Origin of the sequence: Jiangella mangrovi (assembly GCF_014204975.1) — a bacterium.
In the GTDB taxonomy this organism is placed as follows: domain Bacteria; phylum Actinomycetota; class Actinomycetes; order Jiangellales; family Jiangellaceae; genus Jiangella; species Jiangella mangrovi.
Genome location: NZ_JACHMM010000001.1, coordinates 6,794,329 through 6,817,708, shown reverse-complemented (window position 1 = coordinate 6,817,708; position 23,380 = coordinate 6,794,329). Strand labels below are relative to the sequence as shown.

General features: G+C 72.9%; 17 protein-coding genes. 12 read left to right on the top strand and 5 right to left on the bottom strand.

What is annotated here, in order from left to right; genetic code table 11:
* Positions 1-55 precede the first annotated feature (55 nt).
* Positions 56-1,045 (bottom strand): LacI family DNA-binding transcriptional regulator, encoded by a 990-nt coding sequence (locus HD601_RS31460; RefSeq protein WP_184828756.1) that lies wholly within the window; start codon positions 1,043-1,045, stop codon positions 56-58.
* A 155-nt stretch (positions 1,046-1,200) separates the two neighbouring features.
* Between HD601_RS31460 and HD601_RS31455 the strand changes: the two genes are divergently transcribed.
* The 7 genes from HD601_RS31455 (at position 1,201) to HD601_RS31425 (ending at position 10,398) form a co-directional block, all read left to right on the top strand.
* The gene (locus tag HD601_RS31455) at positions 1,201-2,421 is read left to right on the top strand and encodes a Gfo/Idh/MocA family protein (RefSeq protein WP_184828754.1); all 1,221 of its coding nucleotides are present in this window, start codon (positions 1,201-1,203) and stop codon (positions 2,419-2,421) included.
* Positions 2,418-3,149, top strand: a complete 732-nt coding sequence (locus HD601_RS31450; protein WP_184828752.1) for a sugar phosphate isomerase/epimerase family protein — start codon at positions 2,418-2,420, stop codon at positions 3,147-3,149. Before HD601_RS31455 ends, HD601_RS31450 begins: the two co-directional genes overlap by 4 nt.
* Positions 3,146-4,270: a Gfo/Idh/MocA family protein gene (locus HD601_RS31445; RefSeq protein WP_184828750.1), complete on the top strand. Its 1,125-nt coding sequence runs from the start codon at positions 3,146-3,148 to the stop codon at positions 4,268-4,270. The genes HD601_RS31450 and HD601_RS31445 overlap by 4 nt, the downstream gene beginning before the upstream one ends.
* A 145-nt stretch (positions 4,271-4,415) precedes the next feature.
* A complete protein-coding gene (locus tag HD601_RS31440; protein WP_184828748.1) occupies positions 4,416-6,383 on the top strand; it encodes an ABC transporter substrate-binding protein in 1,968 nt (655 codons plus the stop codon).
* 21 nt (positions 6,384-6,404) lie between these two features.
* Positions 6,405-7,397, top strand: coding sequence for an ABC transporter permease (locus tag HD601_RS31435; protein ID WP_184828746.1), 993 nt, complete (start codon positions 6,405-6,407; stop codon positions 7,395-7,397).
* A 5-nt stretch (positions 7,398-7,402) separates the two neighbouring features.
* Positions 7,403-8,593 carry an ABC transporter permease gene (locus HD601_RS31430; RefSeq protein WP_184828743.1) on the top strand — a complete coding sequence of 397 codons (1,191 nt, stop codon included), beginning with the start codon at positions 7,403-7,405 and terminating at the stop codon, positions 8,591-8,593.
* A 74-nt stretch (positions 8,594-8,667) separates the two neighbouring features.
* Positions 8,668-10,398 carry an ABC transporter ATP-binding protein gene (locus HD601_RS31425; protein WP_184830305.1) on the top strand — a complete coding sequence of 577 codons (1,731 nt, stop codon included), beginning with the start codon at positions 8,668-8,670 and terminating at the stop codon, positions 10,396-10,398.
* Between the two features lie 121 nt (positions 10,399-10,519).
* Here HD601_RS31425 and HD601_RS31420 read toward each other — a convergent pair whose 3' ends face one another.
* A complete protein-coding gene (locus HD601_RS31420) occupies positions 10,520-11,161 on the bottom strand; it encodes a GDSL-type esterase/lipase family protein (RefSeq protein ID WP_184828742.1) in 642 nt (213 codons plus the stop codon).
* Complete coding sequence (locus HD601_RS31415) at positions 11,158-13,128, bottom strand: acetylxylan esterase (protein WP_184828740.1); 1,971 nt, start codon at positions 13,126-13,128, stop codon at positions 11,158-11,160. The genes HD601_RS31420 and HD601_RS31415 overlap by 4 nt, the downstream gene beginning before the upstream one ends.
* Positions 13,129-13,235: 107 nt before the next feature.
* Between HD601_RS31415 and HD601_RS31410 the strand changes: the two genes are divergently transcribed.
* Positions 13,236-14,576, top strand: coding sequence for a Gfo/Idh/MocA family protein (locus HD601_RS31410; protein WP_184828738.1), 1,341 nt, complete (start codon positions 13,236-13,238; stop codon positions 14,574-14,576).
* A gap of 218 nt (positions 14,577-14,794) precedes the next feature.
* Here HD601_RS31410 and HD601_RS31405 read toward each other — a convergent pair whose 3' ends face one another.
* Entirely contained in the window at positions 14,795-15,778 is a 984-nt protein-coding gene (locus HD601_RS31405) for a sigma-70 family RNA polymerase sigma factor (protein ID WP_184828736.1), read from the bottom strand.
* Positions 15,779-16,038: 260 nt separating this feature from the next.
* On the opposite strand from HD601_RS31405, the gene HD601_RS31400 reads away from it, so the two are divergent.
* The 3 genes from HD601_RS31400 to HD601_RS31390 are packed head-to-tail and all read left to right on the top strand — an operon-like array spanning position 16,039 to position 20,815.
* The gene (locus HD601_RS31400; RefSeq protein ID WP_184828734.1) at positions 16,039-16,941 is read left to right on the top strand and encodes a sugar phosphate isomerase/epimerase family protein; all 903 of its coding nucleotides are present in this window, start codon (positions 16,039-16,041) and stop codon (positions 16,939-16,941) included.
* The gene (locus HD601_RS31395) at positions 16,938-18,092 is read left to right on the top strand and encodes a Gfo/Idh/MocA family oxidoreductase (RefSeq protein ID WP_184828732.1); all 1,155 of its coding nucleotides are present in this window, start codon (positions 16,938-16,940) and stop codon (positions 18,090-18,092) included. Before HD601_RS31400 ends, HD601_RS31395 begins: the two co-directional genes overlap by 4 nt.
* Positions 18,089-20,815, top strand: coding sequence for a glycoside hydrolase family 38 N-terminal domain-containing protein (locus HD601_RS31390; RefSeq protein WP_184828730.1), 2,727 nt, complete (start codon positions 18,089-18,091; stop codon positions 20,813-20,815). Before HD601_RS31395 ends, HD601_RS31390 begins: the two co-directional genes overlap by 4 nt.
* Here the strand turns inward: HD601_RS31390 and HD601_RS31385 are convergent.
* Positions 20,802-22,622, bottom strand: a complete 1,821-nt coding sequence (locus HD601_RS31385; protein ID WP_184828728.1) for an ABC transporter ATP-binding protein — start codon at positions 22,620-22,622, stop codon at positions 20,802-20,804. The two genes, HD601_RS31390 and HD601_RS31385, sit on opposite strands and share 14 nt — an antisense overlap.
* A gap of 79 nt (positions 22,623-22,701) precedes the next feature.
* Between HD601_RS31385 and HD601_RS31380 the strand changes: the two genes are divergently transcribed.
* Positions 22,702-23,268: a TetR family transcriptional regulator gene (locus tag HD601_RS31380; RefSeq protein WP_221441469.1), complete on the top strand. Its 567-nt coding sequence runs from the start codon at positions 22,702-22,704 to the stop codon at positions 23,266-23,268.
* Positions 23,269-23,380: the final 112 nt, after the last annotated feature.

Below are 23,380 nucleotides of genomic sequence, written 5' to 3'. Positions count from 1 at the left end.
TCTCCATGATCAACTCGGGGTGGGTGGGGGACGGTCGCCGCGCTGGGCTGAGCCGTCAGCGGTCGCGGACCGGGCTGGTCGAGCTGCGCACGATCAGCCGGGTCTCCAGCTGGACGACGGCGGGTTCGGCCTCGCCCGCGGTGTCGGCGAGGTCGAGGACGATGTCGACGGCGCGGGCACCGGCCTCGGAGCCCGGCACGTGGATCGAGGTGAGCGTCGGGTAGGCCATGCCGGACATCGGGCTGTCGTCGATGCCGATGACGCTGATGTCCGGGCCGACCCGCACGCCGCGCTCGTTCAGCCGCGCCATGAGGCCCAGCGCGATCATGTCGTCGTAGGCGATGACGGCGGTGACGTCGGAGGCGTGGACGAGGTCGGCGGCGCGCACGCCGGCCTGGATCTGCGGCTCGAACGGGCCGAACTCGACGAGGTCGACGCCGTGGGCGGCGCACGCCTCGCGGACCGCGTTCTGCCGCTGGGTGTTCGACCACGAGCGGCGCGGGCCGTTGAGGTAGCCGACCCGGCGGTGGCCGAGCGCGGTGAGGTGCTCGACCGCCTCGCGCATGCCCTCGGAGTCCTCGATGATCACGCTGGCTGCGCCCTTGACCTCGCGGTTCACGAACACGATGGGCCGCAGTTCGGCGAGCTGGTCGAGGCGGTCGTCGGGGGTGCGCGGCGACACGACGACCAGGCCGTCGACCCGCTTGCGCATGACGCGGGCGCGCTGGATCTCGTCGGACGCATGCTCGTCGACGTCGGCGATCAGGACGGTCTTGCCCTTGGCGCTGGCACGTGCCTGCACGGCCTTGATGATCGGCGGGAAGAACGGGTTGGCGATGTCGGGCACGATCAGCCCGATGAGGTCGTTGCGGCCCGACGTGAGCGAGCGCGCCACCTGGTTCGGCACGTAGCCCATGTCCTGGGCGATCTTGCGCACGCGGTCGCGGGTGCGCGGGTTGACCTTGTCGGGGTCGGACAGCGCGCGCGAGACCGTGGAGGCGGACAGGCCGGTGGCCCGCGCGATGTCGGCGAGCGTGACGCTCATCGGTGTCTCCTCCTGCATGGTCCCCGGGTGCATCGTGCTGCAAACACGCCGAGCGTAGCGCATCTGGGCGAGTTTGTGACGCGTTCACACTGCATGTCGCCATGATCGACGATGCTTCCTTGCGGCAACCGTTTGCGTCCCGTAGCGTCCCTGGCATGGCTGTTCCGTCAACTTCTCCGCACCGCCCGGACCTGGCCCAGAACGCTCCACTGCGGCTCGGCGTCGTCGGCAACGGCAACCGCGGGATCATCGCGAAGACCGCCGCCGACCTGGACCCGTCGGCGCAGGTCGTCGCCGCCTGCGACCCGCTGCCACGGGCCCGCGACCGCGCCGCCGAGCGGTTCGGCCCGGCCGTCGCGGCCACCGCCACCGTCGACGAGCTCATCGCCGTCGGCGTCGACGCCGCGTTCGTCACCTCGCCGGACCATCTGCACGCCGAGCACGCCTGCGCGCTGCTCGAGGCCGGGATCGCGGTGTTCGTCGACAAGCCGCTGGCGATCACCGTCGAGCAGGCCGACCGGATCCTCGCCACCGCGCGGCGCACCGGCAGCCGCCTGTACGTCGGCCACAACATGCGGCACATGCCGGTCATCGGGCTGCTGCGCGAGCTGATCACGTCGGGCCGGATCGGCGAGGTGAAGGCCATCTGGTGCCGCTACTTCGTCGGCGACGGCGGCGACCGGTTCTTCAAGGACTGGCACGCCGAGCGGTCGAAGGTGAACTCTCTGCTGCTGCAGAAGGGCGCGCACGACATCGACGTCATCCACTGGCTGGCCGGCGGGCACACGGCCCGGGTCAGCGCGATGGGCGGGCTGACGGTGTACGGCCAGGTCGCCGACCGGGCCGACCGGACCGGGCAGGTCGTCACCGAATGGCTGGACCGCGAGCGGAACTGGCCGCCGCTGGCGCAGACCGGACTCAACCCGGTGATCGACGTCGAGGACCTCTCGATGATGACGATGGCCCTGGACAACGGCGTGTACGCCACGTACTCCGAGTGCCACTACACGCCGGACTACTGGCGCAACTACACGGTCATCGGCACCGAGGGCCGGCTGGAGAACTTCGGCCTCGGCCCCGGCGGCGTCGTGCGGCTGTGGAACCGGCGCACCGAGTTCGCGCCCGACGGCGACGAGACGTTCCCGATCCCGGACGCACCCGGCGGACACCACGGCGCCGACCCGGCACTGCTGCGCGAGTTCCTCCGGTTCGTCCGCGAGGGCGGAGCGACGCAGACCTCGCCGGTCGACGCGCGGGCGGCGGTCGCCGCGGCGGCGACGGCCTCGACGTCGCTGCGCACGGGCGGCGGCGCGCTGGACGTGCCGCCGCTCGACGCCGGCCTGCGGGCCTGGTTCCACGCCGGGCAGCCGGCATGACGGCGCTGGTCGGCGCGCAGCTGTACTCGCTGCGCGACGTGGGCGACCGGGCCGGCGCGTTCGCCGCGCTGGCCGCCGCCGGCATCGACGCCGTCGAGCCGCACGACCTGAGCGACGTGCGGGGCCTGCGCGCCGACGCCGACCGGCACGGCCTCGCGATCCCGAGCGTCCACGCGTGCGAGCCGGACCCCGTCACGCTGGAGCGGGTGGCCGCGCTCGGCGCACGGACGCTGGTCGTCCCGCGCTCGGAGCCGGAGGACTGGGCCGACGCCGACGGCATCCGCCGCGTCGGCGCCCGGCTGGCCGCGTGGCAGCAGCGGGCGGCCCGGGCCGGCCTCGACCTGGCCTACCACAACCACTACTGGGAGCTGGCGACGCTGCCCGACGGGCGGCACGGCCTCGACGTGCTGGCCGCGTCGACGCCGCCGGAGGTCGGGTTCCAGGTGGACCTCTACTGGGCGCACGTCGGCGGCGCGGACGTCGCGGCGCTGCTCGAACGGCTCGGCGACCGCGTCCGCTCCGTGCACGTCAAGGACGGGCCGGGCGACGTCGCCGCCGACCAGGTGGAACTGGGCCACGGCAGCCTGCCGGTGGCCGACGTGCTGGCCGCCGCTCCACCCGGCGCCGCCCGGATCCTCGAGATCGACCGCTGCGCCGGTCCGGTGCTGGACCTGCTGGCCCGCAACCGGGTCGCTCTCGCCCGGCTCGACCCGGCGGTGGCGACGTGAGCGCGCGGGTCGGGATCGGCGTCGTCGGCTGCGGCACGATCAGCCGGACCTACCTGGAGAACCTGCCCCGCATTCCCGGGTTCGACGTGGTGGCCTGCGGCGACCTCGACGTCGGGCGGGCGCGCGCCGCGGCGGACGCGGCGGGGGTGCCGCACGCGGGCGGGCCGGAGGACGTCATCGGCAGGCCGGACGTCGACATCGTCGTCAACCTCACCGTCCCCGCCGCACACGCCGAGGTGGGCCTCGCCGCGCTGCGCGCCGGACACCACGTCTACGGCGAGAAGCCGCTGGCGCGGTCGCGCGCCGAGGCGGACCTGCTGGTCAGCGCCGCGGAGCAGGCCGGGCGCCGGCTCGGCAGCGCTCCGGACACGTTCCTCGGCGCCGGGGTGCAGACGGCGCTGCGGCTGGTTCGCGACGGCGCGATCGGCCGGCCGGTGTCGGCGATCGCCTGCTTCCAGGACCCCGGCCCGGATCGCTGGCATCCGGCCCCGGAGTTCCTGTTCGCGGCCGGCGCCGGCGCGCTGCTCGACATGGGGCCCTACTACCTGACGGCACTGACGGTGCTGCTCGGGCCGGTGCGGCGGGTGGCCGCGATGGAACGCGAAGGCGCGGCCGAACGGGTCGTGGCCAGCGGGCCGCAGGCCGGGCACCGGTTCGCCGTCGAGGTGCCCACGCACACGAGTGCCGTCCTGGAGCTCGCCTCGGGCGCCGTCGCGACCACCGTCTTCAGCTTCGACTCGCCGCGCAAGCGGCACGGCTTCCTCGAGATCGGCGGCACCGAGGCCACGTTGCGGCTGCCGGACCCCAACCGCTTCGATGGCCCGCTGCGGCTCTGCCCGGCCGGGACCGACGAGTGGCGCGAGGTGCCCACCGAAGGGGCCCGGCTGGGCCGTGGACTGGGCGTCGCGGAGCTGGCTGAGGCGATCGCGGCAGAACGGCCACATCGGGCGAACGCCCAGGTAGCGACCCATGTGCTGGACGTCGCCGCGGCCGTTGCGGAGTCCGGGGCGCGGCGCCGGTTCGTCGATGTGACGTCGGGCTTCGCGGCGCAGGAGCCGCTCGATCCGGCCTGGGCGCCGGGGGAGGGCGACGCGGCTCGCGAAGGCTCGCTCTTGCAATGAAACAGCAACCTGTTGCTATTGCGGCAACCGCTTGCGGTCGGTAGGTTCTCCCCAACGCTCCCGGGATCGGCGTTGCTGATCTGCGCGAACGCCCAGGCGGGCGACGGACTTGCTGGACGAGCACCTGAGAGGTGAGGAGATGCCGATGTCGGCAGAACAGATCGTGGTCTCGCGCAGGATGCTGCTGAAGGCCGGTGGGGGCTTCGCGGCCGCCGTCGCGGTCTTCGGCACCGCGGCCTGCTCGGGCGGAGACGACACGCCCAACCCCTTCGGCTCGGCCGGCGGCGACCCGGACCTGCTGGAGTCGCCCATGCTGACCGAGCGGGTCGAGGCCGGCGAGCTGCCCGCGCTGGCCGAGCGGCTGCCGTCGTCGCCCATGGTGGTGGAGCCGTGGGAGAGCGTCGGCCGGTTCGGCGGCAACCTGCGCCGGGCGCAGACCACGCCGGTGCACGACGGCGCCCTGCAGGCCTTCGCCGCCTCCGGCCTGATCGAGTGGAACAAGGCCGCCGACGGCTCCCAGCCCAGCCTGGCGGAGAGCTTCGAGAAGTCGCCAGACAACCGCACCTACACGTTCGTGCTGCGCGAGGGCCTCAAGTGGTCCGACGGCGCGCCGTTCACCTCTGCGGACCTGAAGTTCACCGTCGACCACGTGCTCAACCATGACGTGCTGTTCCCGTCGCCGGCGTTCTGGTTCTCCGACGCCGGCCAGGCCCGGCCGACCATCGAGACGCCGGACGAGCTCACCGTCATCATCAGCTTCACCCAGCCGTTCGCGCTGTTCGAGAAGTTCCTGTGCCACCCGGGCGTGAGCTTCCAGTTCATCAAGCCCCGGCACTACCTCGAGCAGTTCCACGCCGACCTCGCCGACCCCGCCGCCGTCGACGCGGCGACGGCGGCGGCCGGCTTCGACACCTGGGACCAGTACTTCCTCGACCGGGACAACTGGTGGACCAACGTCGAGCGGCCGGTCATGGGCGCGTTCAAGGTCACCAGCCCGGCCAGCGCGCAGAGCGGCACCGCGGCGCTGGAGCGCAACCCGTACTACTACAAGACCGACCCCGACGGCCGGCAGCTGCCCTACATCGACACCATGCAGATCCAGGTGCTCGACCAGGACGCGCTGGACCTGCGGGCGGCCAACGGCGACCTCGACTTCCAGGGCTTCTACCTCGGCTACAACTCCACCCAGGTGTACCTGCAGAACGCCGAGCAGAAGGCGTTCGAGGTGCTGCGCTGGCAGCCGTCGGCCGGGCTGATGTCGATCTGCCCGAACCTCTCCCACAAGGACCCTGTGCTGCGCGAGCTGTTCGGCGACGTCCGGTTCCGCGCCGCCCTGTCGCACGCCGTCGACCGCGAGGAACTGAACGACACGCTGCTCGGCGGGCTCGGCGTCATCCGGCACCCGATCGCCACCGAGTCCTCGGACTACTACGTCGACGGCAGCGGCGAGCGGTTCCTCGAGTACGACGTCGACGAGGCGAACCGGCTGCTGGACGAGATCGGGCTGACCGAGCGCGACGGCGACGGCACCCGGCTGCGCGCCGACGGCGCCCCGCTGGAGTTCGTCATCATCTATCTCGACTTCGACGCCGGGCTGGCGCCCACGGACGTGTTCGAGATGGTCCGGAAGAACTGGGCCGAGATCGGGATCAAGGTCGTCACCCGGCCGGCCGACCAGACCCTGTACACCGAGATCCGCATGGCCAACGACTTCGACTTCGACGGCGTCGCCCACCCGTCCGACGACTTCGACCTGGAGCCGGTCTGGTTCGTCCCGACCGCCAACAACAGCCACACGGCGCCGGCCTACGGCGCGTGGTACTCGTCGTCCGGCGCCGAGGGCATGGCGCCGAGCCCGGAGTTCCAGCAGCTGATCGACAACTGGGACGCGATGCGCACCGCCGGCTCCGACGACGCGCGGATCGAGGCCGGCCAGGCGATCATGCGGCAGCACGACGAGAACGTCTACGCGATCGGGCTGGTCGGACTGCCGTTCCAGCCGGTCATCGCGAAGACCGCGCTGCGCAACGTCCGCGACGACGAGCCGAAGCTGTCCTTCTACTACGGACGTGAGGGCATCTCCAAGCCGGAGCAGCTGTACTTCGCCGAGTGACGGGAAAGGACTCACGCCCTGATGTGGCGCTTCATAGCGATGCGGGTCCTGCATGTGATCCCGACCCTGATCGCGATCTCGATGATCGCGTTCTTCATCATCCAGTTGCCCCCCGGCGACTTCCTCAGTACCCAGGTGGCCCGGCTCGAGGCGGCCGGGCAGAGCGTCGACCAGGCGCAGATGGACGCGTTGCGGGAGCGCTACGGCATCGGTGACCCGTTCTGGGTGCAGTACCTCAAGTGGATCGGCAACATCGTGCTGCACGGCGACTTCGGGTTGTCGTTCCAGTTCCAGCAGCCGGTGTCGACGCTGATCGCCGACCGGCTGCCGCTCACCCTGGCGCTGGGCATCGCGACGTTGATGTTCACCTGGGCGATCGCGCTTCCGGCCGGCATCTACTCGGCGATCAAGCAGCACACCTGGGGCGACTACACGATCTCCGGCATCGGGTTCGTGGCGCTGGCGGTGCCGCAGTTCCTCGCCGCGCTGGTGCTGGCGTACCTCGGGTTCGCGCTGTTCGACCAGAGCGTGGGCGGGCTGTTCTCACCGGAGTACGTCAACGCGCCGTGGGGCGTAGGGAAGTTCGTGGACCTGCTGGGCCACCTGTGGATCCCGGTGGTGGTGATCGGCCTCGCCGGCACCGCCGGGATCATCCGGGTGACCCGGGCGAACATGCTCGACGAGCTGAACAAGCCCTATGTGGTGACGGCGCGGGCGAAGGGCCTGTCCGAGAGCAGGCTCGTGGCGAAGTACCCGGTGCGCATCGCGATGAACCCGTTCGTCTCCACGGCGGGCTGGCACCTGCCGTCGCTGTTCGACGGCGAGATCATCGTCGCGCAGGTGCTGGCGCTGGGCACCATCGGGCCGCTGCTGCTGGAGGCGCTGAAGTCGCAGGACATGTACCTCGCCGGCGGCATCATCCTCATCATCGCGGTGCTGACGGTCGTCGGCACGCTGATCTCGGACCTGCTGCTGGCCGCCATCGACCCGCGCGTGCGATTCGGGAAGGCGTGAGGCCGATGAGCACCGACCAACTGCCCGACCAGAGTCCGCGCCCGGCCGACCCGTCCGCCGACGCGCCCGCCGAGACGCCGGCGGAGCTGGCCACCGAGACCGGCCGCAGCACCGCCGACGTCACCGTCGCCTCGCAGCGCCAGCTCATCTGGTGGCGCTTCCGCCGGCACCGGCTGGCCATGGCCGGCCTGTGGGTGATGATCGCGATGTACGTCGTGGCGATCTTCGCCGGGTTCTTCGCGCCGTTCTCGAAGGACACGACCAGCGCCGACCACGCCTACCAGCCGCCGCAGCTGCCCAGCTTCTCGTTCTCCGAGGGCTTCTACGTCCACCCGACCACGGGGTCGACCGACCCGGAGACGCTGGCCCGGGTGTTCGAGGAGGACACCAGCCGGGTGGTCAACCTCGGCTTCTTCGTGCGCGGCGACGAGTACTCGCTGCTCGGCGTCATCGACACGAACATCCACCTGTTCGGGCCGACCGAGGCGGGGGAGCGGTTCTACCTCCTCGGCGCCGACCGCACCGGCGGCGACCTGCTGTCGAAGATCATCTACGGTGCGCAGATCTCGCTCTCGCTCGGCCTGGCCGGGGTGGCGATCTCACTGGTGCTCGGGCTGGTGCTGGGCGGCATCTCCGGCTACTTCGGCGGCTGGATCGACTCGGTGATCCAGCGGATCATCGAGCTGATCATGTCGATCCCGACGCTGCCGCTGTGGCTCGGCCTCGCCGCCGCGATCCCGCCGCAGTGGGGACCCACCCGCACCTACTTCATGATCACCATCATCCTGTCGCTGCTCGGCTGGACCAGCCTGGCCCGGGTCATCCGCGGCCGGCTGCTGCAGACCCGCACCGAGGACTACGTGCTGGCGGCGAAGCTGGACGGCGTGCGGACCCGGCGGATCATCTCGCGGCACATGCTGCCGTCGTTCCTCTCGCACATCATCGCGACGGTCAGCCTCGCGGTGCCGGCGATGATCCTCGCCGAGACGTCGCTGTCGTTCCTCGGCCTCGGGCTGCGGGCGCCGGCGGTCTCCTGGGGGGTGCTGCTGCAGGACGCGCAGAGCGTGCAGGTGGTGGCGACGGCGCCGTGGCTGCTGCTGCCCGGTCTCGCGGTGGTCGTGGCGGTGGTGGCGTTCAACTTCGTCGGCGACGGGTTGCGTGACTCGGCCGACCCGTACGGAAGGAGGACGACGTGAGCTGGCGCCGTCGAACCCTGGAGCGGGACGCCGCTCGCGAGATCGCCGCGGCCACCGTCGGCGGCGACCGGCCGATGGACCCGGGCTCGATCCTCGAGCTGCAGGGCCTGTGCACGACGTTCCACACCGACGAGGGTGCGGTCAAGGCCGTCGACGACGTCTCCCTGCGGATCCGCCGCGGCTCCACCACGTGCATCGTCGGCGAGTCCGGCTCGGGCAAGTCCGCCACCGCGCGGTCGGTGATCCAGGTGGTCGACCACCCGGGACGCGTCGACGCCGGCCGGGTGCTGTACCGCCCGGCGCCCGACGCCCCCGTCGTCGACCTCGCGGCGCTGGACGCGACCGGGCCGGGCATCCGGTCCATCCGCGGCCGCGAGATCGGCCTGGTGTTCCAGGAGCCGATGTCGTCGCTGAGCCCGGTGCACACCATCGGCGACCAGATCGGCGAGCTGCTCGAGCTGCACGAACGGCTGACGCCGGCCGCAGCCCGCGAGCGGGTGATCGACGACCTGCGGAGGGTCGGCATCCCGCGGCCGGAGGAGCGCTTCGGCGCCTACACGTTCCAGCTCTCCGGCGGCATGCGGCAGCGGGCCATGATCGCGATGGCGCTGGTCTGCCGTCCCTCGCTGCTGATCGCCGACGAGCCGACCACCGCGCTCGACGTCACCACCCAGGCGCAGATCCTCGACCTGCTGGCCGAGCTGAAGGAGTCGCTGGGGATGACGCTGATGTTCATCACCCACGACCTCGGCGTGGTGGCCGAGATCGCCGACGACGTCGTCGTCATGCGGCACGGCAAGGTGGTCGAGCACGGCCCGGTCGACCAGATCTTCCACGACCCTCGGCACGAGTACACGCAGGAGCTGCTGGCCGCGTTGCCGCAGCGCAGCGCCGTCGCGATCCCCTCGCCCTCGCCGGTACCGGCCGCGCCGTCGCCGCGGCCGCTGCTGCGGATCGAGGACCTGGAGATGACGTTCGAGGGCGCGGCCGGGACGATGTTCGGCCGGCGCCGCACCGAGCGGGTCAACGCCGTCGACAAGGTGACGCTGGACATCCCCGAGGGCAGCACCGTCGGCCTGGTGGGCGAGTCCGGCTGCGGCAAGACGACGCTGGGCCGGTGCGTGCTGCGCGCCTACCGGCCGACGGCGGGCAGGCTGCTGTACACGTCAGCCGACGGGTCCGTCGCCGACCTCGCCTCGCTGAGCGAGAAGGAGCTGCTGCCGTACCGCCGGCAGATCCGGATGGTCTTCCAGGACCCGTACGGCTCGCTCAACCCGCGCATGACGGTCCGCCAGGTCGTGGGCGAGCCGCTGCGCGTCGCCGGGCTGGCCTCCGGCTCGGAGCTCGACGGCCGGGTCGAGGAGATGCTCGAGCGGGTCGGGCTGAAGCGCTCGATGGCCGGCCGGTACCCGCACGCGTTCTCCGGCGGCGAGCGCCAGCGCATCGGCATCGCCCGGGCGCTGATCACCGAGCCGCGGCTGGTGGTCGCCGACGAGGCGGTGTCGGCGCTGGACGTGTCGGTGCGCACCCAGATCCTGGAGCTGCTCGCCGACCTGCAGGGCGACCTCGGCCTGACCTACCTGTTCATCTCGCACGACCTGTCCGTCGTGGAGCGGATCTGCGACCAGGTCGCGGTGATGTACTTCGGCGTCATGGTCGAGCACGGGCCGGCCGAGCAGGTGTTCGCCGACCCGCGGCACGGGTACACGCGGGCGCTGCTGTCCGCCGTGCCGGTAGCGGATCCGCGGCTGCGCGGCACCCGCTCCCGCGTGGCCTATGAGCCGGAGGGCGACGCCGCGGCCTGATCCGGTCCCGGTCGGCGGGCGGGGAATGCCGTCTCCGCCCGCCTCGCTCGTTCCTCGCTCGGACGCCCGCAGCCTACCCCTGACGGCATTCCCCGCCCACCGGCCTGGCTGGTCAGCCGCCTTACGGCCCGGCGACGCCCCAGGTGGGGTGGGGGTCGCCGAGGGAGGTGAGGAGGTCGCGGGCCAGCTTCTGGTGGCCTTCAGGGCCTGGGTGCAGCCCGTCGACCAGCAGGGCGAGCGCGTCGTCGCCGTCGGCCCGCCAGACGGCGTGGTGGTCGACGAGGTGGCTGCCGGTCTCGGCGGCCACCTCGCGGACGGCGTCGGCGTAGGCGTCGAGGTCGGCGGACTGCGGCCGGTACGGCGTGACCGTCGGCGGCGTCTGCAGCACGACGGCCGCTCCGGTCGTGTCGCCGATCTGGCGGACGACGGCGGCGTACTCGCGCCGGAACGCCGTCAGCCCGGCCGGTCCCTCGTTCGCGTCGTTGCTGCCCAGCCCGATGACGACGACGTGCGGCGCGTGCCGCAGCACGGAACGCTGCAGCGCGTCGCGCAGCTGTGGCACCCGCCAGCCGCTGACCGCCGTGTTGAGGACGGTGTCGTCGCGGCGGCCGAGGCCGTAGCGGACCCGCTCGGCGAACAGGTCGGCGTAGCCGCGGTGCACGCCGGTCCATTTCGCCGCGGCGACGATGCTGTCGCCGGTGAACAGCCAGTCGACGGTGGTGCCGCCGGCGAGCGCGGCGCGGGCCGGGTGGACGGTGGTCACGGAACCTCCCTGAGCCGGTCGCCCAGCAGTTCGTGCAGCCGTCGCCCCGGCGCCAGCCGGGCCAGCCCGGGCAGCACGCCGTGCCAGGCGCCGCGGCCGTCGTCGTGCAGGCGCGTGGTCATGATGCCGTCGAGATCGACGACCGGCCCGGACGCCGTCACGTCGGCGATGCGCGGGTCGGCGGCCGCGGCCAGCATGGCATGGTGCGCGCCGAGCCCGGCGGCGTGGACGTGCACCGGCCGGTCCTGGCCGAGGCCCGGATGCTCCGCCCGCACCCGCGCGTCGCCCAGCACGACGTCGAGGGCGCGCGTGACGTCGAACGCGCGGCCGGCGGCCAGGCTGTCGTCGAGCCAGAGCAGGTCGGCGAGCAGCTTGTACATCGTGCTGTCGTGGCTGAGCGGGGACCGGCCGGAGCGGTCGCGGGGGAGCAGGGCGCCCTGCCCGCGCACGTCGAGCACCAGCAGCGGCCCGCCGACGCGGTCGTCGCGGGCGGCCCGCCTGACGACCGGGTGGTCGATGGTGAGCTCGGTCGTGCCGTCGTGCAGCAGGACCAGGCGCAGCCCCGGGCGGGCGTTGGTCTCGCCGGGGATCAGGACGCCGGCGCCCCACAGGTCGGTCTCGGTGCGCCAGAAGCCGTGCCAGGTGCCGGCCGGACCGGGCAGCCAGCGGACGCCCGGGTCGTCGGGCACGTCCCGCCCGGACCGCACCCGGTCGCGCAGCCAGCTCTCGAGGTCGTCGTCGCCCGCCGGTCGGGCCGCGGCGTAGTCGGCTGCGATGAGATCGTGCAGGAAGGCCGCACCCCGGCTCGCTCCGCAGGCCAGGGTGGACGGCGGCAGCGTCGCGGGCTCCGTCTCGTCGTCCGGCTCCGGCAGGCCGAAGGACGCGCAGAAGAACCGGGTCGCGGCGGCTGCCAGCGCCGGGGCGTACTGGTGCGTCGTCGGCGCGGTGACCAGCGTGAGCGCGTCGGCGGCGCCGAGCAGCTCGTAGCTGCGCCGGACCCGCCGCACGGTTTCTGCCGTGCCCTCGATCGGGAAGAAGTCGTACTCGGCCGCCAGCACCGTGACCGGCCGGGGTGCGGCCGCGACCAGCAGGTCGGCGTGGTCGACGCCGTGCTCGGTGCCGCCGAGCAGGACCTGCTCGGCGTCCTGGTGCTGCCCGCCGTCGAGGTACCGGCCGCGCGAGGTCACGAACGTGGCCGGCGCGGCCGCGGCGATGCGCGGCTCGACGGCCGTCGCCAGGGTCGTCAGCCAGCCGCCGCCGCTGTTGCCGGTCAGGCCGATCCTCGTCGCGTCGATGCCGGGCAGGCTCTCGAGCAGGTCGACGGCCCGGCGCACCTCGTGCACGAACCAGCGGGCCGGCGACTGCCCCAGCCACCACGACTGCAGACCGGCGTACGTGTGCTCGGCCGTGCCGCCGGCCACGATGGGCCGGCCTGCGTCGTCGAGGTAGCCGAACCGCTCGCCCTGGCCGAACGGGTCCAGCGCGAGCACCACCAGCCCGGCGCGGGCCAGCCGGGCGCACACCGTCTGGTACTCCGGGTACGCCTTCGCCTCGTCGGCATGCCCGCACACGAACACGACGGCCGGCCGTCCGGCGGCCGGCGGGTCGCCGGCGGGACGGTAGAGGTTGGCCGTCGCGTGGACGCCGGGCGCGGTCTCGATGACCAGCCGCTCGATGCGGTATCCCGCGTCGTCGGGCACGTCGTCCACCACGCCGCACCAGCGCACCGGCGGCACCGTGCCATCTGACGGTGGCAGGCCGCCGAGCCCGCGCAGGACCGCCGACCGGACCCGCTCGCCCTCGCGCCGCACCTCGGCCGCCGACGCGACCCCGGTGACCCCGCCGACCCGTTCCTCCCACTCGGCCAGCCGGCGTCGCGTGCGACGCTCGACGTGGCGCTGGAGGTCCAGAGCGGCGTCGACATAGCCGTCCAGGTTGGGGGCGAAGCCCAGCGGCGTTGGGGTCACGGTCAGCACATTATCGCAAGCGCTTGTCTGACTGTGAACTGGCATTTCTCTGTGTGGTTGCAAGCATGCCTTGACACTTGCAGGAGCTTCTTGCAAGGGTTCGGGGCATGACCCGCTACGCCATCGCCGGACTGTCCAACCGCGGGGTCGCCAGCTTCGTGCGGCCCATCCTCGGCTCGCTGGGCGGCGCGGACACCGCGCTCGGCTACGGCGAGAACGCCGAGGACTACTCCGAGCACGCCGACGTCGTCGCGGTGGTGGACCCCGACGAGGCGCGGGTCACCTCGTTCAACGAGTCGCTGCTGCCGCCGGGGCACGCGCCGCTGGCCTGGTACGCGCCGGACGACTTCGACCGCATGGTCGACGAGGTGCGCCCGGACGTCGTCGTGGTGGCGTCGCCGGACCACACGCACGCGGCCTACGTGCTGGCCGCGCTGCGCCGCGACGTCGACGTCATCGTCGAGAAGCCGATGGTCACGACCGCCGCCGACGCCGCCGCCGTCCTGGCCGCGGAACAGGCGTCGAAGGCGACGGTGCGGGTCACCCACAACCTGCGCTACACGCTGCGCCACCGCACCATCAAGCGCCTCATCCTCGACGGCGCCATCGGCCGGCCGACGCACGTCAGCCTCGACTACCACGTCGACATCCGGCACGGCGCCAGCTTCTTCCTGCGCTGGAACCGGCGCCGCGACCTGTCCGGCGGGCTGACGGTGCACAAGAGCACCCACCACCTGGACCTGGTGTCGTGGTGGCTCGACGACGTGCCGGAGCGGGTCTTCGCGCTCGGCGGCCGGTACTACTACGGCCCGGACAGCCCGCACCGCCCGCGCGACGAGAACGGCGAGCCGCTGACCGGCGTTCGGCAGCGAGAGCAGGACCCGTACTACCGCGCCCAGCTGGGCAGCAACACCTTTCCCGACGGCGCCGACGCCGACCGCGTGGGCCTGTTCGGGCTGTCCTACGGCCACCAGTACCCGGCCGGCCAGGACATGTACCTGTACGACGACGAGATCGACGTCGAGGACACCTACAGCGCGCTGGTCGCCTACCGGGGCGGCATCGCGCTGTCGTACACGATCGACTTCTCGTCGCCGTGGGAGGGCTACCGGGTCGCGATCAACGGCACGCACGGGCAGATCGAGACCCTGCACAGCCGGCTGCCCGGCGGCGGGGCTCTGCCCGGGTCCGACGAGATCAGTTACCGGCCGCTGTTCGGCGAGGCGCGCACCATCGAGGTCGCCTCCGTCGCCGGCGGCCACGAGGGCGCCGACCCACTGCTGCGGCACGACCTGTTCGTCGGCCCGAGCAGGGAGTCACTGGACCTCGCCCTGCCGGCCGACGCCGCCGACGGCGCCCGGGCGGTCGCCACCGGCGAGGCGATCTGGCGCTCTATCGCCACCGGCGAGGTGCAGGACGTCGACGGGCTGCTCACGCCGCCCGCCTGACGCGGGCTGCCGACGCGGCCCGATCGACGCGGGCTGATCACGTCGTCCGCGTGTGAGGGCCGAGTCCGGTCCCCGCCCGGTTGGGAGGGTGCCCACCCTACGGGCGGGCACTGACACTCGCCGCTGACGCGGGCACCGCCCCTGCCGCTGCCGCTGGCACGTGAGAACGCACCGAACGCCCCTGGCAGCGGGTGCCAGGGGCGTTCGTGAACGGGGTCTCAGCTGGCCCAGGCCATGAGGGACTCGTTGCGGCGGGGGTCGCGCAGCAGCATGAGCGCGTGCTTCTCGAGCTGGCGGACCCGCTCGCGGGACACACCGACCTCGTCGGCGACGTCCTGGAGGGTGTGCTCGTGGCCGTCGACCAGGCCGTAGCGCATGCCGATGATCTTGGCCTCGCGCGTGGGCAGGGAGTCGAGGACGTTGCGCAGCTGCTCGCTGAGCGCCCGCCGCTCGACCAGGTCCGACGCCTGGACGGCGTCGTCGTCCTCGATGAGCTCGCCGATGCTGGACTCGCCGTCGTCGCCGATGGGGGTGTCGAGGCTGAGCGGGTCGCGGGAGACCCGGCGCAGTTCGACGACCTTCTCGACCGGCAGGCCGGCCTCTTCGGCGACCTCCTCGACCGTGGGGTCGCGGCCCAGCAGCCGCTGCAGGTCGCGGTCGATGCGGTGCAGCTTGGCCACCGTCTCGGACACGTGCACGGGCAGCCGGACGGTGCGGGTCTGCTCGGCCAGGCCGCGCTGGATGGCCTGGCGGATCCACCACGTGGCGTAGGTGGAGAACTTGAAGCCCTTGGCGTAGTCGAACTTCTCGACGGCGCGGATGAGGCCGAGGTTGCCCTCCTGGATGACGTCGAGGAACGGCAGCCCGCGGCCGGACAGCTTGCGCGCCACCGAAACGACGAGCCGGAGGTTGGCCCGGATCATGTGGTCGCGGGCGGCCTCGCCGTCGCGGACCAGCACCTCGAGCTGGGCGCGGTACGACGGCGTCAGCTTGCGCTTGGCGGGGGCGGCACCGGCCAGCAGCTGCTCGGCGTAGACACCGGTCTCGATGCGCTTGGCCAACTCGACCTCTTCGGCCGCCGTGAGCAGTGGCGTGGAACCGAGGTGGGCGAGGTAGCGGCCGACCAGGTCGGGCTCGCCCTCGGAACGCGCCTGACGGCGCCGCGGCGTGGCCGCGCTGGTGGCCTTGGGTGCAGCTGCCATGGGTCCCCCTCGAGGTCGAGTCGGTGTCCGGACCGTACCCGCACGATCAGCGAACATACGTTCTCAACGCCCCGCGCGTGGAAAAGATTCCGAGGGACCCCTGGGCAGGAGAGAAATCTCATGATAATGACGCTCTGTTCGGGCAGCCCGAATCACTCGGACGCCCGAATCGCGGACCCCGCAGGACATGGCAGGCTGACCGTACGTACTGTTGTCAGGACAAAGTCGGGTTCCAGGTCGGCGGCTGGAGAGGTGTGGCGATGAAGGGGATAGCCGGCGCGCCGGTGAGCTTCGGTGTCTTCGAGCTGACGGCGGACCAGCCGCTCCCGGAGCCCGAGGAGATCCTCGCTTCCCTGCACGACCTGGGGTACGACGGCGTCGACCTCGGCCCCGTGGGCTGGCTGGGCCGCGGCGACGACATCAAGCGCCGGTTGCGCGACCACGACCTGGTGCTGGTGGGCGGCTGGGTGGACCTGCCGTTCACCGACGACGACGCGTTCCGGGCGGCGCTGCCCGCGCTGGACGACGCCCTCGAGATCTTCACCGCGGCGGCCGAGCTGGACCCGTCGCGACCGCCGCTGCCCACGCTGGCCGACTCCGGCAGCGACCTGCGCCGGGCCAACCCGGGCGGGGCCGCGCCGGGCCTGTCGCTGGACGGGGCCGGCTGGGACCGCCTGGCGGCGAACGTCGCGACCGCGGCCGGGCGCGTGCGCGCCGCCGGGCTCGAGCCCACGTTCCACCACCATGCCTGCACGTACGTCGAAACGCCCGCGGAGATCGACGAGTTCCTCGCCCGCACCGACGTCGGCCTCACCTTCGACACCGGCCACCTGCTCATCGGCGGCGGCGACCCGCTCGAGGGCTGGCGGCGCTGGGGCGGGCGGATCAACCACCTGCACCTCAAGGACGCCCGCACGTCCGTGCTGGCCGACGTGGTCCGCGAGAAGGGCGGCATGCGCGACGTCTGGGAGCGGCGCGCGTTCGTCGAGCTCGGCGCCGGCGACCTCGACCTCGACGGCTTCATGGACGCGGTCTTCGCGAGCGCCTTCGACGGCTGGCTCGTCGTCGAGCAGGACGTCGTGCCGTCGCCGTCGGACCCGCCGGAGCGGGTCGTCGAGGACCAGCGCGCCAACCGCGAGGCGCTGCGCCGGTGGCTGCCGTGACCGACCGCGTCGCGCTGGCGGTCGCCGGCCTCGGCGCCGTCGCGCAGTCGGTCCACCTGCCGCTGATCTCGCGCCGCTGGGACCTCTTCGACCTCGTCGCCGTCTGCGACCTGTCACCGTCGCTGCGCACCGCCATCGGCGAGCAGTACGGGGTCCCCGAGGAGCGGCGCTACGCCGACGCCGGGCGCATGGTCGCCGAGAGCGGCGCCGAGGGCGTCGTCCTGCTGACGTCGGGCTCGCACGGCGACGTCGCGCTGCAGGCGCTGCGGGCCGGGGTCTCGGTCTTCTGCGAGAAGCCGCTGACCTTCACCGTCGCCGAGGCCGATGCCCTGGCCGCCGCGGAGCGCGAGCTGGGCCGCCCCGGCCTGCTGCTGGCCTACATGAAGGAGCACGACGAGGCCGTCTGGCAGCTGCGCTCGCGGCTCGAGGGTATCGACGACGTCCGTGCCGTCGAGGTGAGCGTGCTGCACCCGACCGGCGAGTCGCAGCTGGCGTTCGCGAACCTGCGGCCGGCGCCGACGGACATCTCCGCGGACGACGGCGGCAGCGTGCGGGCCCGCACGGAGGAGCTGCTGGACGCCGCCCTCGGGCCGGGGGCGTCGCCGTCGCTGCGCGAGCTGTACGCGCACGTCGTCCTGGGCAGCCTGGTGCACGACACCTCGCTGCTGCGGGCGCTGTTCGGCGGCCTGACGGTGGTCGACGGCGCCCGGCTCTGGCCCGCGGGGACCCGTCCGGGCGCGGACCCCGGATCGGTCGAGGTCACCGGCACGCTGCCCGGCGGCGCTCGCGCGCGGATGAGCTGGCACTACCTGCCGGACTACCCGGCGTACACCGAGACGCTGACGGTGCACCACGGCCGCGGCTCGCTGACGGTGACGTTCGGGACGCCGTACGTGCTGAACGGCGCGACCCGGCTCGAGGTCGTCGAGCCGGCGCCGGCCGGGACGGTGGCCGGCGGTGAGGTCCGCTCGGTGTTCACGTCCACCGGCGAGTCGTTCGAGAACGAGCTCGCCGACTTCCACCGCATGGTCACGACGGGCGAGCCGCCGCGCGCGGGCATCGCCGAGGGCCGTGCCGACATCCTGACCAGCCAGCGCGTCATCCGCCTGCTGGCCGACGAGACCCTCACCGGAGAGGCGGCGCACGCATGACGGACGGCGACCCCCAGATCGTCCTGGTGCCACACACGCACTGGGACCGCGAGTGGTACGAGCCGTTCCAGGTGTTCCGGCTGAAACTCGCCGACGTGCTCGACGACGTCCTCGCGCGCGCCGAGGCCGACCCCGAGTTCCGGTTCACCCTCGACGGCCAGTTCGCCGCCGTCGACGACTACCTCGAGCTGCGCCCCGAGAACCGGCACCGCGTCGCCGAGCTGGTCCGGCAGGGCCGGCTCGCCATCGGGCCCTGGTACATCCTGCTCGACGAGTTCCTCTGCTCCGGCGAGACGATCGTGCGCAACCTCGAGCTGGGGTGGCAGGGAGCCGAGGCGCTCGGCGGGGCGATGCCGGTGGGCTACCTGCCGGACATGTTCGGCCACACGGCGCAGATCCCGCAGATCCTGGCCCGCGCCGGCATCGAGCACGCGAGCCTCTGGCGCGGCGCGCCGGGCGCGCTGAACCGGCACGCGTTCCGCTGGGAGGCGCCCGACGGCAGCGCGGTGCGGGTCGAGTACCTGTTCGACGGCTACGGCAACGCACTGGACCTGTTCGCGATCCCGTCGCGACTGGACTCGGCGGTCGCGGCGTATCGCGAGGAGACGCGGGGGTGGTACGGCGACGACCCCGTCCTCGGCATGCTCGGCACCGACCACTCCGCGCCCCGGCCGGACCTCATGGACCTGGTCCGCGGGCCGGGCGGTTCGGGGCTGACGGTGGCGAGCCTGGCGGAGTACGTGGGCCGGTTCCGGCCCGACGACCCGCGGCTGCCGGTGGTGGTCGGCGAGCTGCGCAGCCACGCCCGCGGCAACATCCTGCCCGGCGTCATCTCGATCCGGGTCGGGCTCAAGCAGGCCATGGCCCGGGCCGAGCGCGTCGTCGGCGAGGCCGAGGCGCTGGCCGCGGTCTTCCAGCCCACCACCGACTACCGCGAGGCGTTCCTGCTGGCCTGGCGGAAGATCGTCGAGTCCACGGCGCACGACTCCGTCACCGGCTGCGGCGTCGACGAGACCGCCGACCAGGTCGCGGCGCGGCTGGCCGAGGCGGCGCAGGCCGGGCGGGCGGTCCGCTCGGCGGTGCTGCGGTCGGTCGCGGCCCGGGTGCCGGCCGACGCGCACGTCGTCGTCAACACCGTCCCCTGGCCGCGGACCGTGCTGGCCGAGCTGGACGTCGCCGCCGCGTCGCCCGCGGAGGCGGTGACGGCGGTGCTGCCCGACGGCACTGCGCTGCCGGTGCAGGAGCTGGGCCGGTCCGAGCGGCTGCTCGCCGAGGAGAAGCTGCCGGCCGCCGACCTCGAGAAGGTGATCCGGCGCATCCACGGCCGGGAGCTCTTCGGCCAGCAGATCGAGTCGTACACCGTCACGCCGGGTGCGCTGGACTTCGAGGTCGCGCGAGTGCCGTCGACGCCGGAGTTCGACCTCGCGGCGCTGCGGGCGGAGCTGACGGCGGCGGCCGAGGCGGCGCCGGGGGAGTGGGTCGTCCGCACCGTCGCACAGGAGCGGCGACGGGTCCTGGTGCCGGTCCCGCTGGACGCGTCCGGCCAGGTCACGGTGCGGGCGGCGCAGAGCGGGCGGTCCGGCGACGCCGCTGACGTGCTCGACGCGGTGGCGGTGACCGAGCGGTCGCTGTCGTCGTCGCTGCTGAGTGTCGAGGTGGCCGACGACGGGACGCTGACGGTACGCGGCGCCGACGGGACGACGCTGACCGGGGTCGGGCGGCTGGTGTCCGGCGGCGACCGCGGCGACAGCTACAACTACGGCCCGCCGGCGGCCGACGTGCTGGTCGACGAGCCGTCCTCGGTCGCCGTCTCCGAGGTCGAGGGCGGCCCGCTGCGCGGCGTGCTGCGCGTGGTCCGGCGCTACGACTGGCCGGAGGCGCTGTCGGCCGACGTCGACGTGCGCGCGGCGTCGACGGTGCCGGTCGAGGTGACGACGCTGGTCGAGCTGCGCTCCGGCGAGCCGTTCGTCCGGCTGGACGTCTCGTTCGTCAACCCCGCCCGCGACCACAGGGTCCGACTGCACGTGTCGCTGCCCGAGCCGGTCACCGACTCCGCGGCCGACGGGCAGTTCGCGGTGACGGTGCGCGGGCTGAGCTCCGAGGGAGGCTGGGGCGAGTACCCGCTGCCGACGTTCCCGGCGTCGTCGTTCGTGTCCGCCGGCCCGGCGACCGTCCTGCTCGACCACGTCACGGAGTACGAGCTGGCCGGCGACGGCGCCGAGCTCGCGCTGACGCTGCTGCGCGCCGTCGGCTGGATGAGCGTCAACCTGCACCCGCTGCGCGACGAGCCGGCCGGGTCGGAGTTCCCGGTGCCCGGCGCGCAGTACCTCGGCGTCCCTGTGCGCGCCCGGCTGGCGGTCGTGCCGCGGCGGGGCGGGTGGGGCGCGGCGGCCGCGCCCCGGCTCGCGGAGGAGTTCCGGCACGACGCGCTGGTGGCGCCGGGCTCGGCCCCCGCGGGAGCCGAGCTGCCGCCGTCGTCGTCGGGCCTGGGCGTGAGCGGTCCGGGGGTGGTCGCGTCGGCCATCCGCACCCGCGGCGACGAGACCGAGGTGCGGTTGGTCGCCATGTCCGCCGCGCCGACGACGGCGACCGTGACCGGCGCGTACGTGACCTGCTGGCGGACCGACCTGCTCGGGCTGGCGCTCGAGCCGCTCCCCGTCGACGGCGACAGCGTCGACGTGGAGCTGGGCCCGTGGGAGATCGCGACGATCAGGCTGTCGTGACGGCGTCCGGGGCGCGGTCCGGGGTGGCGATGCGCAGGGCGGCGACCAGCTCGCGGTAGAGCTCGTCGGCGCCGAGCAGCTCCTCGTGCGTGCCGACGGCGCGAACGCGACCGGCCTCGAGCAGGACGATCTGGTCGGCGTCGATGACCGTCGACAGCCGGTGCGCGATGGTGACGACGGCGCCCGTGGCGGCCTGGCGGCGGATGCCCTCGGCGACGGCGGCCTCGCTCAGCCCGTCGAGTTGCGCCGTGGCCTCGTCGAGCAGCAGCAGTTCGGCGTCTCTGACCAGCGCCCGGGCCAGCGCGACCCGCTGCCGCTCGCCGCCGGACATCGTCGTCGGCGACAGCTCGGTGTCGAGGCCGCGCTCGAGGCCGCGGACGCGGTCGGCCAGGCGGACGGTGCCGAGCGCCGCCCAGAGGTCGTCGTCGGTGGCGCCTGGGTTCGCGTAGCCGAGGTTCTCGCGCAGCGTGCCGGGGACCAGCGGGGTGTCCTGCTCGACGTAGGCGATGCGGCTGCGCAGATCGGCCAGCGTCCAGTCGGCGAACGGCCGCCCGTCGAGCAGGATCTCGCCCTGCTGCGGCTGCAGGAACTTCAGCAGCAGCGAGAAGACCGTGGTCTTCCCGGCGCCGGACGGCCCGACGATCGCCGTGTGCCCGTGCCGCGGGATGCTGAGGCTGACGCCGTCGAGCGCGGGTGCCGATTCGGGGGAGTAGCGGAACCGGACGTCGCGCAGCTCGAGCGTGGTCGTCGTGGTCGCGGCCCCGCGCGGGACCGCAGCTGCCGCCGTCGCCCCCGGAGCGTCCTGCTCGGTCAGCATGGCGTCGATCTCGCCGATGCGGGCGGCCGCGGCGAGACCGGACTGGATCGCCGTCATGCTCATGGTGAGCAGCATGACCGGCATCATGAGCTGGAAGGCGTAGAGCAGGAACGCGACGAGCGTCGTCACCGTCATGTCGCCGGCCGCGACCCGGTAGGCGCCGACGCCGAGGATGAGCATGATGGCGAGGTTGATGCCGCCGCCGGTGATGGTCCAGGCCCAGGCCTCGATGCGGACCGCGCGGATGCTCCGCTCGGCCGAGCGCTCGGCGTGGCCGCTGATGCGGCGGGTTTCGCGCGCCTCGGCCCGGGCCGCCTTGACGGTACGCAGTGCCCGCAGCACGCCCTCGAGGCGGCCGCCGAGCGCGCCGATCTCCTCCTGCGCCTCCTGCTGCGCCTTGGCCAGCCGCGGCATGAGCAGGGCCGCGAGGATCCCGACGAGCACGATGACGCCCAGGGTGGTGGCCAGCAGCACGAGGTCGAGGTACGCCATGAGCACCAGCGCGCCGACCAGTCCCACCGCGCCGTTGACCGCGTTGACGATGCTGGACGTGGTCGCCTCGCGGATCAACATGGTGTCGGACGTGACCCGGGTGACCATCTCGCCGGCGCTGCGGGTGCCGAGTTCGGTCACCTTTGTGCGCAGCAGGTGCCGCACCATGCCGGTGCGGGCGGCCAGGATGATCCGTTCGGCCAGCGTGCCCAGCAGGATCGCCTGGACCAGCCCGATGACGGCGCCCGCGACCAGCAGGACGGCGAGGAGGGTGACCGGTCCTCGGAGCGAGGCGTCGACCTCGAGCCCGTCGAGGACCTGCTTGGTGACGAGCGGCGTGACGAGCTCCGCCGCCGTCCCGAGCAGCCCCAGCAGCAGGCCGACGATGAGGATCCGCTTGTGGGGGCGGGCGTAGTTCCAGAGCAGCCGGACCTTGTCCCTGGTCGGGAGGTCGGGGGTGGGGCGGTCCTCGGCAGGCGGGCTGTATGGAGCGCTCATGGGCCGAGAATGACACAGCGGTGTCTCATTTTCAAGTGGCGATGTTCTATTATGGTGTGGTGCTGTAGGGTGGGCAGTCGTGACGGCGACGACCGATTCCGGAGTGCGGCAGCGCACGCGGCGAGCCATCCTCGAAGCCGCCGCCTCGTTGTGGGCCCGCGACTTCTCCGCCTCCCTCGGCGACATCGCCGACCGCGCCGAGGTCAGCCGCAGCACGCTGCACCGCTACTTCCCGGAACGCCAGATGTTGGTGGACGGGCTGCTGCTCGACTCGCAGACCCGGCTCGAGGCGGCCTGGAATGCCGCGGTCGCGGTATCGGGGACCGCCATGGAGATGATCGAGAACATCATGAGCGCGATCGTCGACCTCGCCGATCGCATCCTCTTCCTCTTCAGCGACCCCGCCCGGTTCGAGGGCAACCCGCACTGGCGCTCCGACGAGGACGAGGACATGACCAGACTCATCCGCGCCGCCCAGGACGACGGCGAGCTCGACCCCGACATCGCGCCGTCGTTCGTGACCGGCGTCATGTACTCGCTGATCTACGTGACGGCCGAGTCGGTCGCGTCGGGGGCGCTGCCGCGCCACAAGGCCGCGGAGACCGCGGTGCGCATCTTCCGTCACGGTTTGTCTCCCCGAGGTTAGGCGCTCGCGCAGCTCGGGGTGATGGTTGAGGGATTGGTGTCGTCCTGGCGACACCAATGCCTCAACCATCCCGGCGCGGTGCGGGATGGTGGGCGGTTTGGTGGCGCTATGG

Coding starts and splice junctions, on each gene's coding strand:
- HD601_RS31450 (WP_184828752.1), top strand. CDS start 2,418: ATGACGGCGCTGGTCGGCGCGCAGCTGTACTCGCTGCGCGACGTGGGC.
- HD601_RS31405 (WP_184828736.1), bottom strand. CDS start 15,778: ATGGCAGCTGCACCCAAGGCCACCAGCGCGGCCACGCCGCGGCGCCGT.
- HD601_RS31410 (WP_184828738.1), top strand. CDS start 13,236: ATGACCCGCTACGCCATCGCCGGACTGTCCAACCGCGGGGTCGCCAGC.
- HD601_RS31440 (WP_184828748.1), top strand. CDS start 4,416: ATGTCGGCAGAACAGATCGTGGTCTCGCGCAGGATGCTGCTGAAGGCC.
- HD601_RS31455 (WP_184828754.1), top strand. CDS start 1,201: ATGGCTGTTCCGTCAACTTCTCCGCACCGCCCGGACCTGGCCCAGAAC.
- HD601_RS31430 (WP_184828743.1), top strand. CDS start 7,403: ATGAGCACCGACCAACTGCCCGACCAGAGTCCGCGCCCGGCCGACCCG.
- HD601_RS31425 (WP_184830305.1), top strand. CDS start 8,668: ATGGACCCGGGCTCGATCCTCGAGCTGCAGGGCCTGTGCACGACGTTC.
- HD601_RS31460 (WP_184828756.1), bottom strand. CDS start 1,045: ATGAGCGTCACGCTCGCCGACATCGCGCGGGCCACCGGCCTGTCCGCC.
- HD601_RS31385 (WP_184828728.1), bottom strand. CDS start 22,622: ATGAGCGCTCCATACAGCCCGCCTGCCGAGGACCGCCCCACCCCCGAC.
- HD601_RS31390 (WP_184828730.1), top strand. CDS start 18,089: ATGACGGACGGCGACCCCCAGATCGTCCTGGTGCCACACACGCACTGG.
- HD601_RS31400 (WP_184828734.1), top strand. CDS start 16,039: ATGAAGGGGATAGCCGGCGCGCCGGTGAGCTTCGGTGTCTTCGAGCTG.
- HD601_RS31435 (WP_184828746.1), top strand. CDS start 6,405: ATGTGGCGCTTCATAGCGATGCGGGTCCTGCATGTGATCCCGACCCTG.